The sequence below is a fragment of the Streptomyces humi genome (assembly GCF_001005085.2).
GTDB classification, from domain to species: domain Bacteria; phylum Actinomycetota; class Actinomycetes; order Streptomycetales; family Streptomycetaceae; genus Streptomyces; species Streptomyces humi.
On sequence record NZ_LBMU02000025.1, the window covers coordinates 24,115 to 38,417 of the forward strand.

At 68.7% G+C, this 14,303-nt stretch carries 16 protein-coding genes and 3 pseudogenes; 10 read left to right on the forward strand and 9 right to left on the reverse strand.

Features of this window, described 5'->3' with window-relative positions; genetic code table 11:
• Nucleotides 1-333: 333 nt before the first annotated feature.
• The 4 genes from AAW13_RS11375 (at nucleotide 334) to AAW13_RS11390 (ending at nucleotide 3,798) form a co-directional block, all read left to right on the forward strand.
• Nucleotides 334-1,833, forward strand: a complete 1,500-nt coding sequence (locus AAW13_RS11375) for an MFS transporter (RefSeq protein ID WP_046728727.1) — start codon at nucleotides 334-336, stop codon at nucleotides 1,831-1,833.
• A 240-nt stretch (nucleotides 1,834-2,073) separates the two neighbouring features.
• Complete coding sequence (locus AAW13_RS11380; protein WP_046728726.1) at nucleotides 2,074-2,643, forward strand: TetR/AcrR family transcriptional regulator; 570 nt, start codon at nucleotides 2,074-2,076, stop codon at nucleotides 2,641-2,643.
• 216 nt (nucleotides 2,644-2,859) lie between these two features.
• Nucleotides 2,860-3,042 carry a hypothetical protein gene (locus tag AAW13_RS46690; RefSeq protein ID WP_240528599.1) on the forward strand — a complete coding sequence of 61 codons (183 nt, stop codon included), beginning with the start codon at nucleotides 2,860-2,862 and terminating at the stop codon, nucleotides 3,040-3,042.
• 186 nt (nucleotides 3,043-3,228) lie between these two features.
• On the forward strand, nucleotides 3,229-3,798 hold the full coding sequence (locus AAW13_RS11390; protein WP_046728725.1) for a TetR/AcrR family transcriptional regulator: 570 nt from the start codon (nucleotides 3,229-3,231) through the stop codon (nucleotides 3,796-3,798).
• 38 nt (nucleotides 3,799-3,836) lie between these two features.
• On the opposite strand, the gene AAW13_RS11395 is transcribed toward AAW13_RS11390, so the two are convergent.
• From AAW13_RS11395 to AAW13_RS11410, 4 genes are all read right to left on the reverse strand, one after another.
• On the reverse strand, nucleotides 3,837-4,355 hold the full coding sequence (locus AAW13_RS11395) for a TetR/AcrR family transcriptional regulator (protein WP_046728724.1): 519 nt from the start codon (nucleotides 4,353-4,355) through the stop codon (nucleotides 3,837-3,839).
• Nucleotides 4,356-4,603: 248 nt separating this feature from the next.
• Nucleotides 4,604-4,975: a DUF1330 domain-containing protein gene (locus tag AAW13_RS11400; RefSeq protein ID WP_046728723.1), complete on the reverse strand. Its 372-nt coding sequence runs from the start codon at nucleotides 4,973-4,975 to the stop codon at nucleotides 4,604-4,606.
• Nucleotides 4,976-4,993: 18 nt separating this feature from the next.
• Nucleotides 4,994-5,695 (reverse strand): SDR family oxidoreductase, encoded by a 702-nt coding sequence (locus AAW13_RS11405; RefSeq protein ID WP_046728722.1) that lies wholly within the window; start codon nucleotides 5,693-5,695, stop codon nucleotides 4,994-4,996.
• 180 nt (nucleotides 5,696-5,875) lie between these two features.
• A complete protein-coding gene (locus AAW13_RS11410; protein ID WP_240528602.1) occupies nucleotides 5,876-6,187 on the reverse strand; it encodes a winged helix-turn-helix transcriptional regulator in 312 nt (103 codons plus the stop codon).
• Nucleotides 6,188-6,430: 243 nt separating this feature from the next.
• On the opposite strand from AAW13_RS11410, the pseudogene AAW13_RS47590 reads away from it, so the two are divergent.
• Nucleotides 6,431-6,766 (forward strand): annotated as a pseudogene (locus AAW13_RS47590) (DUF5131 family protein).
• A 277-nt stretch (nucleotides 6,767-7,043) separates the two neighbouring features.
• Here the strand turns inward: AAW13_RS47590 and AAW13_RS11420 are convergent.
• Nucleotides 7,044-8,177: pseudogene (locus tag AAW13_RS11420) on the reverse strand (tyrosine-type recombinase/integrase); the annotation flags it as partial.
• On the opposite strand from AAW13_RS11420, the pseudogene AAW13_RS46700 reads away from it, so the two are divergent.
• Nucleotides 8,175-8,576, forward strand: a pseudogene (locus tag AAW13_RS46700) (mobilization protein); the annotation flags it as partial. The pseudogenes AAW13_RS11420 and AAW13_RS46700 sit on opposite strands and share 3 nt — an antisense overlap.
• Here AAW13_RS46700 and AAW13_RS11430 read toward each other — a convergent pair.
• The 4 genes from AAW13_RS11430 to AAW13_RS11445 are packed head-to-tail and all read right to left on the reverse strand — an operon-like array spanning nucleotide 8,577 to nucleotide 11,611.
• A complete protein-coding gene (locus tag AAW13_RS11430) occupies nucleotides 8,577-9,131 on the reverse strand; it encodes a flavoprotein (protein WP_046728721.1) in 555 nt (184 codons plus the stop codon). It abuts the pseudogene before it with no gap.
• Complete coding sequence (locus AAW13_RS11435) at nucleotides 9,128-9,853, reverse strand: WbqC family protein (protein ID WP_046728720.1); 726 nt, start codon at nucleotides 9,851-9,853, stop codon at nucleotides 9,128-9,130. The genes AAW13_RS11430 and AAW13_RS11435 overlap by 4 nt, the downstream gene beginning before the upstream one ends.
• 28 nt (nucleotides 9,854-9,881) lie before the next feature.
• Nucleotides 9,882-10,571, reverse strand: coding sequence for a YdcF family protein (locus tag AAW13_RS11440; protein ID WP_046728719.1), 690 nt, complete (start codon nucleotides 10,569-10,571; stop codon nucleotides 9,882-9,884).
• Nucleotides 10,568-11,611 carry a helix-turn-helix domain-containing protein gene (locus tag AAW13_RS11445; protein WP_046728718.1) on the reverse strand — a complete coding sequence of 348 codons (1,044 nt, stop codon included), beginning with the start codon at nucleotides 11,609-11,611 and terminating at the stop codon, nucleotides 10,568-10,570. Before AAW13_RS11445 ends, AAW13_RS11440 begins: the two co-directional genes overlap by 4 nt.
• Nucleotides 11,612-11,730: 119 nt before the next feature.
• Here AAW13_RS11445 and AAW13_RS11450 point away from each other — a divergent pair, with 119 nt between their 5' ends.
• From AAW13_RS11450 to AAW13_RS11465, 4 genes are read left to right on the forward strand one after another with little or no spacing between them, the layout of a single operon-like run.
• On the forward strand, nucleotides 11,731-12,147 hold the full coding sequence (locus AAW13_RS11450; RefSeq protein WP_046728772.1) for a hypothetical protein: 417 nt from the start codon (nucleotides 11,731-11,733) through the stop codon (nucleotides 12,145-12,147).
• On the forward strand, nucleotides 12,147-12,575 hold the full coding sequence (locus AAW13_RS11455; protein ID WP_046728717.1) for a hypothetical protein: 429 nt from the start codon (nucleotides 12,147-12,149) through the stop codon (nucleotides 12,573-12,575). The genes AAW13_RS11450 and AAW13_RS11455 overlap by 1 nt, the downstream gene beginning before the upstream one ends.
• A 45-nt stretch (nucleotides 12,576-12,620) precedes the next feature.
• Nucleotides 12,621-13,742 carry a hypothetical protein gene (locus AAW13_RS11460; RefSeq protein ID WP_046728716.1) on the forward strand — a complete coding sequence of 374 codons (1,122 nt, stop codon included), beginning with the start codon at nucleotides 12,621-12,623 and terminating at the stop codon, nucleotides 13,740-13,742.
• Complete coding sequence (locus AAW13_RS11465; protein ID WP_046728715.1) at nucleotides 13,739-14,092, forward strand: ASCH domain-containing protein; 354 nt, start codon at nucleotides 13,739-13,741, stop codon at nucleotides 14,090-14,092. The genes AAW13_RS11460 and AAW13_RS11465 overlap by 4 nt, the downstream gene beginning before the upstream one ends.
• The last annotated feature ends 211 nt before the right edge of the window (nucleotides 14,093-14,303 follow it).

Here is a 14,303-nt window from a genome sequence, read left to right on the forward strand (position 1 = left end):
GACTCCGGCCGCACGGGGGGCCGCACCGGTGGATCCCTAGGGCGACGGGCTCCCCCACCCGTCCGTCCGGCCTTGCCGATGCCGACATGGTCCAAGCCCGGCTGGAGCCGGTGCCCTTCGAGCTCTCGACGTACATGGCGATGCGGTCGCCTCGCAGCGGGCGTCGAGCCGGGCGCTCCGTCGGCGGGCCGGCTCCCCGGACCGAGGGGCGCGGCGGTCCCGGGTCGGAGCCGACCCGTTCACTTGCGCCGAGGAAACCGATCTGTTTTCCCAAGTGGAAACAGATCGGTTTCCGGCTCATGGTCGGCCCATGACCAGCGATTAAGGGGAAAAGTGAGTACCACCTTCGACCGCGGGGCGCCCGCCTCCGGGAAAACAGACTCGGGCCGCCGCGGCTCACATGCCGTGCGCTGGTGGGTGCTGATCGTGCTGGGCACGGCGCAGCTCATGGTCACGCTCGACGCGACCGTCGTGAACATCGCGCTGCCCGAAGCGCAGCACGCCCTCGGCTTCAGTGACGGCAGCCGGCAGTGGGTCATCACGGGGTACGCCCTGGCGTTCGGAAGCCTGCTGCTGCTCGGCGGCCGCCTCGGAGACCTGTTCGGCCGGCGTACGACCTTCGTGACCGGCCTGGTCGGTTTCGCGGCCGCATCCGTGGTCGGCGGCGCGGCCACCAGCTTCGACATACTCGTCGCGGCACGCGTGGCCCAGGGCCTCTTCGCCGCGCTGCTGGCACCCGCGGCGCTCTCACTGCTCAGTGTGACCTTCACCGACCCGGCCGAGAGGCCGAAGGCGTTCGGCATCTTCAGTGCGTTGTCCGGTGCGGGTGCCGCGGTCGGACTTTTGCTCGGCGGCATGCTCACCGAGTGGGCGTCGTGGCGCTGGGTGATGTACGTGAACGTCGTCTTCGCGAGCGTCGCGTTGGCCGGTGCACTGCTGTTGCTGGCCAAGCCCGCGGTCACCGAGCGACCCAAGATCGACATTCCTGGCACCGTCGTGGTGAGCGCCGCCCTGTTCGGCATCGTCTACGGCTTCGCGCACGTCGAATCCACCAGTTGGACCGACCCGGTCGCCCTCGGCTCCATGATCAGCGGCGTGGTGCTGCTCGCGGTGTTCGCCTGGCTGGAGTCCAGGGCCGCGCATCCACTGCTGCCGCTGCGACTCGTGCTGGACCGGACCCGTGGCGGTTCGTTCCTGGCCGTGTTCGTCCTGGGCATGGGGATGTTCTCGATCTTCCTGTTCCTGACCTACTACCTGGAGGCCACCATCGGCTACTCACCGATCGAGGCCGGCCTGTCCTTCCTGCCGATGGTCGCGGGCATCGTCGCCTCGTCGACCACCGTGCCCTCACTGCTGCTGCCCAAGGTCGGCCCGAAGGCCGTGGTCAGCGCCGGCTTCCTGGTCTCCGCGTCCGGTATGGCCCTGCTGACGCGGCTCACGCTGCACAGCGCCTACGTCGCCGACATCATGCCGGGCATGATCCTTCTGGGTCTCGGTATCGGCGCCGTGATGACCACCGCCTTCCAGGGCGCGACCGCGGGCGTGCACCACGAGGACGCGGGCGTCGCCTCGGCGCTGATCAACACCAGCCAGCAGGTGGGCGGCTCGATCAGCACGGCACTGCTGACCACCGTCGCCTCATCGGCCGCGACCGACTACCTGTCCTCGCACAAGCCCGGCGCACTGACCATGGCTCAGGCCGGGGTCGAGAGCTACACGGCCACCCTGGCCTGGGGGGCCGGGATCTTCGTGGTCGGCGCTGCGCTCATGGCGTTCCTGATGCCGAATCGGGCCCTGGCGCCGTCGGAGGGCGAACCCGTGATCGCCCACTGAGCCTGAACCCGGCGCGGCGAGAAGGGCCTTGCGATCCGATCGTCGCCGGTGGAAGGCAGGCGCCATCGCACTGGGGGCGGCCGAGGAGGGTGAGCGCTCCGATTCCGCGGACCGCGAGGGGGTGCCGACGTCCGGACGCCGCCCCCGTCGAGTCGCCGCCCGGCCTCTGCCGCCTTCTCGCAGCACCCACCCGTAAACCGATCGGTTTCCAATGCCCCGGAATGGAGTTAACCTCGGAGTATGACCACCGAAGCAATGCCGAACTCCCGAGAGCGCCTGCTGGAGGCGGCGGCCACGCTCACCTACCGAGACGGCGTCAACATCGGCGTCGACGCGCTGTGCAAGGCGGCGGGGGTGTCCAAGCGGTCCATGTACCAGCTGTTCGAGAGCAAAGGCGAACTGCTGGCGGCGAGCCTGGAGGAACGCGCCTCCGGCTACGTGACGGCACTCCTTCCCGCGGCGGACGACAACCGTCCACCCCGCGAGCGGATCCTGCACGTCTTCGAACGGGCAGAGGCACAGGCAGGTGAGCCCGACTTCCAGGGCTGCCGGTACCTCGTCGTGCAGATCGAGCTCAAGGACCCGGGCCACCCCGCGAGCCGGGTGGCGCATCGGGTCAAGGAAGACCTGACAGCCTTCTTCCGCACCGAGGCCGAACGGGGCGGCGCGGGCGACCCGGACCTGCTGGCCCGGCAGCTGATCCTGGTCTTCGACGGCGCCAGTGCCCGTGCGGGAATCAAAGCCGACACGCGGGCCGGGCTCATCCTCCCCACCGTGGTCGCCCTGCTCGACGCCGCGAACATGCGCTGACGTATCGCGTGACGAGCGTCTGCGGCGAGTGCATCGCTCGAGGAACAGCCGCGGCGAGTACATCGCTCGACGAGTCGTGGCCACCCTCCGGCGACTGGGCAACATCCGTGGCAGAGCCCGAGCACTCCGCCCGGCCACAAGTCCGGCCACTGCCTCGCCGCCCACCCCGCCGGAGAGGACGTCCTGGGCCCCTACCTGGACGGCCGCGGGGCGTTCGTGGACACCGTGCTGCGGCCGCTTCAGGAGAAGAAGGAGACCCTGTACGCCCTGCCGGGCTCCGATGCGCAGGAGCACGCCCGGCGCCGCTTCGCCCACAAGCCCGCCAAGGAAGTCACCGGCGGCCGGCGTCCCCCCGTGAGGCGTTCAGCCTCCACCGACCGGGAGCCGCGTACGTCATGAGCTGCGGCCCCCTTTCTCTACGGCCGCAGGGGACCGCACCGTATCCCGGCGGAGGCGAATCCGGAGATGGCCGCCGCACGGGCATGACGGCAGGTCATCCAGGACGGGCCAGTACTCGGAGAGCCCCACTGGAAGCCCGAAAACCGATCGGTTTTCATTTCGTCCGCTCCGGGTTAACCTCACGGTATGAGCACCGAAGTGAAACTGAGCCCCAGGGAGCGCCTGCTGGAGGCGGCCGCCACGCTCACCTACCGAGACGGCGTCAGCATCGGGGTCGAGGCGCTGTGCAAGGCGGCGGGGGTCTCGAAGCGCTCCATGTATCAGCTGTTCGAGAGCAAGGACGAGCTCCTGGCGGCGAGCCTGAAGGAGCGCGCCTCCGCCTACGCGGCAACGCTCCTCCCTGCGGCGGACGACGGCCGGTCGCCCCGCGAGCGGATCCTGCACGTCTTCGAGCAGGTGGAATCGCAGGCAGGAGCGCCCGAGTTCCGGGGCTGCCGCTATCTGGCGGTGCAGGTCGAGCTCAAGGACCAGAGTCACCCGGCGAGCCGCGTGGCTCACCAGGTCAAGGCGAATCTGACGGCCTTCTTCCGCGCCGAGGCCGAGCAGGGCGGGGCGGGCGATCCCGATCTGCTGGCCCGGCAGCTCAGCCTGGTCTTCGACGGCGCGAGCGCCCGCGCCGGAATTCAGGCCGACAACCTGACCGGGCTCGTCGCACCCACCGTGACCACCCTGCTCGACGCGGCAGGCGTGCACTGACGCGTCCCTGTTCGGAAGACCCCCCCACCTCCCGGCGTTCACGGGAAGCCGGGAAGCCCCATGGCTGTGAGCGTGTTGCCGAGCATGCCGCAGGCGAAGAAACCCGCGGTCTTCTCGCCATCAGCACCCAGCGCCACGTGCACGGCCTCCCAGATACTCATCCAGCCGGCCCGGACGACCTCACCGATCAGGTCGTCGCCCTGCGCCCCGGCGTCCGCCACGGCGAGGTATCCCTGCATCTGCATCAGGAGCGTTTCGGGCTGCGTCGAGATCAGCCGCGCATAGGCGTCCGCCAACACCTGCCGGGCTCGCTCGCTTCCCTCCACCCCGTCGGCCGCCCTTTCGAAAGCCAGGCGAGTGTCTTCCGCGCTCCACACCAGAGCGGCGACGAAGATCGCCCTCTTGTCCCGGAAAAGCCGGAAGAGATACGGCTGTGTGACGCCGACCCGCTCGGCGATCGCAGCCGTGGTGGTGCCGTGGTATCCGGCGATCGCGAACTCGGCGATCGCCGCGCGAATGACGTTCGCGCGCCGCTCCCGCGCACTGACTCCACCCATGACCCCACTCCCTGTTTGAATCAGGTCCGCGCTCGGGTTCCCACCCCAGCCCTACACGGCGCGCCCGCGAAGCAGCGACAGACCGTCGAAGGACGCAGATCCGCAAGATGAACCGGCCGGCCCGGCTGACGCACGGCGCTGCCCGCGCTTTTCGGCAACCTCCACCGGCCGCCGATCTGGCCACCACCAGCTCCAGAAAGCGAAAGGGCCCCCCGACTCCGTCGGCGGACCCTCCCGAAAGATCGAGGTCAGGGCTTGAGCACCGCCAGCACATCATCGAGCGAAACGTCGGCGGGGTCACTCATATCGGAACCATCGAATGTCTGCCAGATATAGGACGCTGTCCCGCTCTCCCGCAACGGATGCAAGTCGGCCAAGTCCGGATCGTCCCGGAAGCTGTTGAACGCTTCTTCGGACTCCCATTCGACGAGGAACAGAACCTGTCGTGGCGTGAGGCCGCCGGCCACATTGTCCCGGAAGCGACCAAACGCCACCATGCGACCACCGTACTGCGGAGCCGCTTCCGGCAGGCGACTGAAATACGCCAGGTATTTCTCCAGGTCGACCACGTCGAACATATTCAGGGCGTAAAACTTCCTCTTCTCTGAATTCGCACTCATTGCCAATACCCTCTCCGTCTACCGGGCGAGCTGGGGGTACAGCCCGGTCAGGTCACCGGCCAGGCCCGCCTTGACCTGCCGCGAGATGTCGTCGGCGAGGACCTCGTGGGCGCCGGCCTCGATGCCGTCGAGGGCGAGTACCGCCACGTCACGGGGGTCGGACTTGGGGGCGTCGACGCGTGTCGTGAGGTCGGTGTCGACGTAGCCGACGTGCAGTCCGGTGACGGCGATGCCACGCGGCAGCAGCTCCAGGCGCAGGGAGTTGGTCTGTGACCACAGAGCAGCCTTGGAGGCGCTGTAGGAGCCGCCGAGCGCGATCCAGGAGAGCACGGAGTGCACGTTGAGGAGGTGGCCGCCGCCGTTGCGCTCGATGACCGGCACGAAGGCCCGGGCGACGAGGAGCGGGCCGTAGAAGTTGGTCTCGAACTCCCGGCGTACGTCGTCGACCGGGGAGTCGAGGAAGGACGCGCCGACCGAGGCACCGGCGTTGTTGATCAGCACGGTGACGTCCCCCGCCTGCGCGGCGGCCGAGGCCACCGAGGCCGGGTCGGTGACCTCCAGCGCCACCGGGACCGCGTCGGGGTGCGTCACGGTACGCGGGTCGCGCGCGGTGGCGTAGACCTTGCCGGCGCCGCGCGCGTACAGCTCCTCCACCAGGGCCTTCCCGATGCCGCGGCTGCCGCCGGTGACGAAGACGTTGGCGCCCTTCAGGGCTGTCATGACTACCTCCAGAAGAAGAGAAACCGATCGGTTTCAAAAAGCGTAAACCGATCGGTTTCTCGATGCAAGCTCAAGCGTCACCTGGTCCCCACTGCGCCGACAGGCCGACTCGGGGCGGGGCGGCCTGGAGCACCTCCAGGGCCAGGGCTTCGGCGTAGTCGTGTGATGTCCGGTCCGTGATCACGGGAGACCGAAGAGCGCGGGGGCGCTTCGGGTCACTCGTCCGCGACGCCGAAGGAGCCGGTGCGGGGAAGGTCTCGGTCGGCCCAGGCGGCCATGGCGTCGAAGACGACCTGAAGTCGTGCGCCTTCCGGGGGTGAGCTGGTACTCCACCCGCGGTGGGATCTCCGGACAGGCGGTGCGGGCGACCAGTCCGGTGAGTACGAATCGCCGCAGCCGCGAGGACAAGGCCCTGGGGCTGATCCCCGGTAGCGCGGCGCGCAACTCGGTGAAGCGTTCCGGGCCGGTCAGCAGCTTCCGCACGATCAGCATCGCCCAGGGCCCGTCCAGCACGGTCAGGAACCGGGTGCCGACAGGGCCAGTTCGCTGCTCGTCACGCACTCCATGAGGCTGTGGACAGCCGCTGGACCGTGCGGGCGTTCGACGCCAAGCCGATGCCCCACAGCCGACGACTTCTACCGACGGCTAGTCACCAGGCATCGCCCTTCAACCCCAACACCCCCTTCACAGAACACCTGTTCGACATGAAGGATGGGGCTGATCGCGTGTCAGTGGATGGGCGTCTCCGTCGAAGATGCAGAGCATCTGGATCGAGTCGACGACCTTCGACAGGTTCCCGCTGCCGTGCGCTTCCTGTCCTGAGAGCCGTTGCTCGGTCCACTTACCGGTCTGCGCCTGGACGGCATCTGCTGGGTCATTGCCGACGGGGAGTCCGGGCCCCACCATCGGCCCGTGAAGACGGCCCCGCTGCGACGGATCCCGCACGGCTTCATCTCCGAAGCGCCCGACGGGACGACGGAACCTCGCGCCATCAACGCCAGGACGCGAGTGAGCCTGGCGACGACACCGCCCACTACTCGTCCGTCAGCCGAGCAAGGCGCCCTCTGGTGAGAGGCCGTAACGGCACATCCAGGGCACATGGACCTGGGAAACGGCGTTGACCCGTGAGAACTACCGAGAGGGGTTTTCCCAGGTCAACACACGTCCTCCCGCGAAACCCCAGGCCAGCGCCCCGCCCTCCCAATCGCTGCACGAGTGGCAGGACTTCAGCCATCGGTTGCATGAGGCGGGGCATCAGCCTTATTGCCTAGTGTGGCCCTGACCTGGGGTTTCATGGGTTTCGGGCGGGGTTTCTGACCCCGCCCTCGTCATGTGCGGGGAGAGGCCGTCAGGCGGCCAGGGCACATTGAGGGCACATGGGTTTCGCCGGGGGCACTGATGTGCCCTGAGTGCCGCGCCGGTCGTCCTCGTCTTCTGCGTCGGCTTCTGCCTCGGCTTCTGTGAAGACGTCGTCGATCGCCTTGCGGGTGCGGGTCTCGCTGGACGGCAGCAGATGCGTGTACGTCCGCAGCGTGAAGCCCGGGTCCGAGTGGCCGAGGTACTCGGAGAGCGCCTTGATGCTCTCTCCGGCGTCCAGGAGGACGGAGGCGTACGCGTGCCGGAGGGCGTGCATGCCGTCTTCCGGAGCCGCCTGGAGGTAGCGCGCCCCGCGCTCGCGGGGAGGGATCACGCCGGCGGCGGCAAGAGCGCGCTTCCAGTCGCCCATGTTGAAGACGCTGCGGTTGTAGGCCCGCCCCTTCTTGTCGACGAAGAGGAGGCGGAAGGTCTTCGGCTCGCCGTCCGGCTTGGTCCACGGCAGGGTGACCTCGACCGGCGGGAACTCCTGCATGTGCGCCTTGAGGGCTGCGGCGAGCTGAGCCGACAGGGGCACTGACCGGATCCTGTTGCCCTTGGGCAGGGCGAAGACGGGCTTCGTACCGACCAGCCGCACCTGGCGGTTGACGTGGATCCAGCCGCCCTTGAAGTCGATGTCCTCGACGGCGAAGCCGAACACCTCGCCCTGCCGCAGGCCGCAGCCGAAGGCGAGCTTGCCCCCGGCCTGGAAGCGCTTCGGTAGTTCGGTGATGACCGCGCGGATGCGCTCCAGCGACCAAGGGATGATCTTCTTCTTGGCCGCGGTCGGGAGCTTGACCGACTTCGCCTTGCACGGGTTCTTCGGCAGCAGCCCGTCCTCCACGGCCGCGCCGAGGACGCTGGAGAGGATGTCGAAGATGCCCTCGATCGTCGACACCTCCAGGCCGCCGTCCTGGAGGGTGCGGATCCAACCCTGGATGACCGAGGGCTGATTGAGGGACCGCAGCTCGCGTCGGCCGAGGTGCTCGACGATGTGGTTGCGGACGGTCGCCTCATAACGGAGCGCGGTCGTCGGGCCGACGGAGTTCGCGTCGAGCCACTTCTGCGCGTAGGCGCCGAGCGTCTGCTTCGTCTCGGCGGGGACGACGTAGGAGCCCTGCCGGATCTCGCCGAACCGGTCCTGGTCGGCCTTGCCAGCCGAGCACCCAGCCCGCAGACCAAGCGCCGCTACGCCCACCACCTCCAGCAGGCAGTACCGGAACACGCCTTGCGCGTCCTGGCCGACCCCGCCTGGGACTCACTCACCACCGTGCTCGCCGAGGCAGAAGCAGCAGGACACAACGCAGCCACCGTCCTCGACCAGGCCCTCGGCCAGCGCACCCTGGACGATGCCCACAGCCCCGCCCGCGCACTGCCCTGGCGCATCCGCCGCCTTGGCGAACGCCACGCCCCAGGTCCGCAAGCAGAGGCAGCCAGGGCTCGCAGCGTCACACCACGCCAGGCAGCTCCTGTCCAACCGGGGGCAGCCCCTCCAGCGCCGCAGCCACCACCAGCCCGGCGGCGCTGATTACGGCCGCGCGGACACCTTGGGAGTGAGCAGATCCAGCGCCCCTTCCCAGCGGTAACGGTCGGCCCCGCCGCCGGCCTTCGGTCGACGCGGCTCGTACGAGCCGATCAGGACGCCCATCTCGCGCAGTCGCTCCAGGCTCTGCCGGTATGCGGGATCGGCGGCCTGGGCCGAGTTCACGTACGGCAGGACGGCGGTGGGGATGCCCATGCCGTACGCCTCGTACAAGATGCCCAGGGCAAGGGTGTCGGAGATCCCCGCCGCCCACTTGTTGACCGTGTTGAAGGTGGCCGACGCCACCGCGATGGCGTCCGCGGGCGGCAGCGGACGAGGATCTCCGGGCGAGCGCCAGGCCGAGCGGATCGGGTAGCCGGTCTGCGCCTCGGCCGCCTCCGTGTCGATGAAACCCAGGCCCTGCAGAGTGGCCACCACGCCGACGTCCCAGTTCGCCTCTTGAGCGGCCGTGATCAGCTTGCCGACGTCGCCGGCGACCCCGGCCGCGCACACCACGACGTACAGGAACGGCTTCTTGCCCGGCACCTGCGGCTCGGTCACGTGAAGCCCCCCATAAGCCGATGGTCTCGTTGGGCCGCCAGCATGGCAGCCAGGGCTTCCGGCCCGATCCGGCTCAGCGCCCAGAGGCTGCTGATGTGGCGGGCCCACCGCCAGAGTGGGTCGCCCGTGTCCACAGGGGTGTGGAAGGACAGCACCCGGATGCCGTGGCCATCGAACGCCTGAGTGTCGAGGTAGCGCCAGCCGCCCGTGCCGCAGAGGTAGTGGGTGCTGCTGGTGGCCGCGGCGAGGTCGGCGAGTCTCTCTGACCGGCCCGCCCGGGTCGGAATCGCGCTGCTGCGCAGTATCTCGCCGCTCCAGCCCAACGCGGTGAGCAGGGCGACCGTCGACGCCTTGGCAACGTCGGATACACGGTCGGTGTCCCCGAACTGATCGAGAACCGCGTCCAGGACGTCGCGCACCGCGGGCCAGTAGCGGCTGCGGCCGTAGTACTGGCGTGTCAACAGGCTGACGGTGCGACGGGATCGGCCGGGTTCGGCGAGCCGTGCCTGGTCGATCGGTGTCGGGCGCCCGTGAGGAAGGCGGGTGGGGAGCGTGAGCCACTGCTGCCGAGCGGGCTCGTCCAGGGCCGCCAGACGAGCCCGGTGCTGGTAGTCGCGCCGGGCGAACTGGACGTCGTCGAGGACGATCCACCGGTCGGCGGCGTACAGCTTCGCCACCGTGGACAGCCGCGGGAACAGGTTCGGTTGGTGGATCGCGCACACCCCGCCCGGCGAACCGGCGCGGGACGGGTCAGGTGCCGATGAGGCGGCTGTCGAATCCGTCGCGCAGAAGGCGCTCGTAAGCGTCATACACATCCCCCGGTACGTCCTGCTCGACGGCGAAGCCGAGCTTCGGGTACTCGATCACCCGTTGCAGGTCGCCGACGAGCATGTCGACGACGAGCTTCTCGTCGCCGATGGACTTGATGTAGTCGTCCAACTCCAGTGGCTCGGAGGCGCAGACAACGTCCGCCTCGGGCCACAGCTTGCGGCACGTCGCGTACGAGCGGCGCTCCATGTACGGCTTGGAGATCAGCAGCAGCGACTCCACCGCGATGCCGGCCTCGGCCAGCAGCTCGCGGGAGAACGTGATGTTCTGACCAGTGTTGGCTGCCTTTGGCTCGACCAGGATCGCTTCGTCCGGCACACCCAGGCTCAGCGCATGCTCGCGGTAGTGCACCGCCTCGCCGCGCGGGAAACGGGCCCGGGTGGTGGGACTGTTGCCTCCGCTGAACACCACGACCGGGAAGAGACCGGCGCGGTACAGATCGGCGGCCGCGGTGGCCACCCCGAGGTCGTGGCTGCCCAGGCCGATCGCCGCCGAGCAGGGCCGCTGTTCGTGGCCCATCTGGTGGTAGTTCCAGATCAGCGTCGCGTCGTGGAACTGCTCGTCGGTGATCTGGCGCTGCTCGTGCTCCGGCACTGGCACTCCCTGGCTCATCCCTGCTGGTCCTTGCGGATGCCCTCGATGCTGCGCAGCTGGTGGCTCAGCCCGTACTGCCGGGCCACGTGTGCCGCCTGATCGAGGACGGACAGCCCATCATTCCGGGTCGCCGCATCCGACAGAAGGATGTGCCCGTACGCGGTGTCCAACCGCACCCGCTGCATCGGGGAGTCGACCGTGCCGGTCGTGCGCGCGATGCCGATGTAGTGCAGGGCCTGCTTCAGGTCGCCGGCACCGCGGTGGGCTAGGGCCAGCTTCTGGTGCGCGACCGACCAGTCCTCCGGTTCGCCCAGGTCCTCGAAGGAGCGGGTGGCCTCGACCATGACGCCGGTGGCGTACTCGTTGTCGCCCTCCTTGCTCAGCGCCGTACCCACCCAGAGCCGGGCCCTGGCGCGGTCGCGCGGGCTCAAGCGCTCATCCGTGGCGAGGAGTTCATAGTTGCGGGCGGAGGATTCCAGCTGGCCCGACATCTCCTGGACGACAGCGAGGGACAGCTCGATCTGGGCCACCCGGCGCGGGATGTCGAGCTCGGTGAACATGCCGCGAGCGGTCAGGTAGGAGTGCCGGGCTGAGAGTGGGCCGAGGATCGCGCCCTGATCGCGCTGGAGGTCGCCAAGGAGCACGAGGGAACGGCCGTACAAATAGAGGCCCTTGTCGTCCAGTTGGTGTGGTGCGCGGCTGCCCAGCCAGCGGTTCAACAGTGTTGAGGCGAAAGGGAAGTCCTGGCGGCTGATGCAGACAACAGCGCGCTCGATGTCCTCGGTCCAGGTCTCGTAGTCCGTCGGCCGCGCGCTCTGCCGTTCAGGGAACAGCACTGTCTCGAACCGGGATTGGGAGGCGGAATCCGCCCGTGCGAGCGCAGTGTCGAGGATGGCCTGCGTGTCCGGGCGTGGCTGCGTCTCCGCGCCGAGGCTCTCCCACTTCGCAACCGTGCGCAGCGCGACACCGAGGTGCTCGGCGAAAGCGCGCATGCTCATACGCAACGCGGCGCGCAGGGCGCTCGCCTCCCGGCCCGTCCATTGCTGCACGCTGATCACGGGTGACCTCCCTCCGTCACGTATGGAAGCACTGTCGGTGACGACATGGGGCGCGAAGTGCAACGGAAGTGCAACAGAAGGTCATTTCGAGGCCGTTCACGACGGCCGACGCTGTGGACATGGACGACGACCTCATCACCGAACGCCGCTCCGTCACCTTCCCTCAGGTCTTCGGCTACCTGCGTCACGTCACCGGCGGCCTACCCCGCCATACGGCTCTCGTCGACTGCCTCACCGAATACTGCGACCGGCACGAACTGGCCCTCTGCGGCGTCTTCACCGAACGCGACCGCACCGTGGTCATCCGCTCCCCCGCCTTCGTCGGTCTGCTCGACGCGCTCGAACTCCCCGATGCCTACGGGGCCGTGGTTCCGGCTCTCAGCCACCTCGGCCCGAAGGGCCTCGGCACCGAGCGCGAGCGGCAGATAGCAGCAACAGGTACTCGCCTGATCGTGGTCCGCCCTCTCACGCCGACCACGCGATCCGTCTCTTCGCTCAGCGCGAGCCACAGTCTTCGGCCGCAGGGAGGTGTGTGATGTCCGTGCGTGACGCGTTGCGAAGCGCGCCCATGGTGAACGACGTGCCGGGGCTGCGGCTGCTGAAGGTCGGCGACGGCTGGGACGTGGTGCGCACCTCGGCGGAGATCGGCCTCTTGGCTCTGGCCTACCTGCGCGGCACCGGTAATTCCGTCGGTCCCGTGCTCTACGACAGGCCCAACGGGCGTCTCTACTACGCCGTCCCGACCGGCTCCGCAGCCAGCTGGAACGGTCTGCCGGTACGGCACCTCTCTACCAACTCCTGGCTCGTCGCTCCCGGCCTGGAGTTGCTCGACGACTGGTTCGGCGGGTGGTGCGAGCTGCCGGACGACGACACCCTCACCGACGTGGACGCCCTCCGTGCCGCGCTCCAGCACCCGTACGTCGCCGCGGCCAAGGACGAAGCGCACGCCGACGCCTATCTCTAGGACCCGGGCCCCACGCCCCACTACCCCGACCTCAAGGGGAAACCTGTGACGACCCACCTCGTCTCACCTAACACCGTGCTCGCCAACGCCCTTCTCCGCGCCGAGGACATCCTGACTCCCCGTATCCTGGCCACTCCGCCGGAGGGGATCGTGCTGGTCGTCGGCACCCAGATCAACGGCGCACCGCACATCGGCACCTCGCTCGTGCAGTCCATGGCCTTCGCGATGGCCGCCCGTCTGCGCGACCGTTTCGGCATCCCCACCGAGGTCCTCTTCAGCGCCCTCGACAACGCCCCCTACGAGCTGTCCACCGACCCCACGAACGGCCGCCGCTACCAACGCGCCTACGCCCAAGCCCTCGGCGACGCGGCCGTGACCGACCTCGTCAACGCCCTCTACCAACCCCTCTTCACAACGCTGTCCCGACGCCTGGGCATCCCGCACCGCATCGAGACCTACACCCAGCAGCAGGCCGGCGAGCACTTCCGCCGCACCTGGCTACGACTGCTCCCCCGCCTCGACGCCGCCCGCTGGTGGCTCGCCCCTTCCACCGGCACCCCACACCTGCGCATCCCCTGCCCTCACACGGGCTGTGGATGGGCGGAGAAGCACGCGGAACACACCCGGGTCCATCTCACCGCCCGAGAAGAGGCCACTGTCGCCGCCGTCTGCCTCCACCACGGCCCCTACCGAACCACCATCACGCCCACCGCCGGCGCCTACCTCGACCTGGCCACCCTCTACCGCAACCTCGTCAAAGAGCTCGCCCTCACCGGCACACCGCCCTACGGAACCCTGCACGTCATGGTCAAGGGCGGCGACTGGGTCTTCGGCTCCCTCCTCGTCGATGAAGCACTCCAGGCCGTCGGCCTCACTCGCGCCCAACTCCCCGCCCGACTGTTCTGCCCGCAGGTCGTCACCGACACCGGCGCGAAGCTCTCCAAGTCCCTCATCCGCGAAGGCCGAGCGCCCTTGCCGGAAGGCGCCGCGAACTGGATGCTCGACACCCGGCAATGGCCCGGCACCGTCACCGAATACGCCGATCAGCTGCTGGCTACGGCCCAGACCCTGCTCTCCGACCCCCGACACTTCTTCCGCTCATACTCCGCAGCCGAGATCAGCCGCCTGATCACCGCACCAGCACCCAGGAGCATTGCCGCCCCATGAGCGACACCACCGGCCGCGTCCGCGAACTCAACCTGTACCGCCAGTACTTCGACCTCGTCGCCTCCGGCACCAAGACCATCGAGGTACGGGTCAAGTACCCGCACCTTGCCGACCTCGCCGCCGGCGACAGCATCCGCTTCCGCATCAAAGGCACGGACGAAACCTGCACGGTCAACGTCACGCGGGTCACTGAGTATCCGGACTTCGAGGCCCTGCTGGACGGCGAAGGGCCGGCCAGCGTCAACCCGACCGCTCCCCGCGACGAACAGCTCACCAACATCCGCAAGATCTACCCACCCGAGAAAGAAGCCCTCGGCGCCCTGGCCATCCGGATGAAGCTCAGCAGTTGACGCACTGCGAGCAGACTCTCGTCTGGGCATCGCCCCCGCTCTCCCGCCGTGCAGCACCACTACCCACATGCCAGGCGCTTTCCCCATCGATGCCGTTGCCGCTGAACGGACACTCGACTCGGCACCTTGGGCGGCACTCTCGACGAGGAGTGATGTTGTGTTTACCGTGAGTTGAGGAAGATGCGGGTTGTGCTGGCCTTGGGGGGGCAGG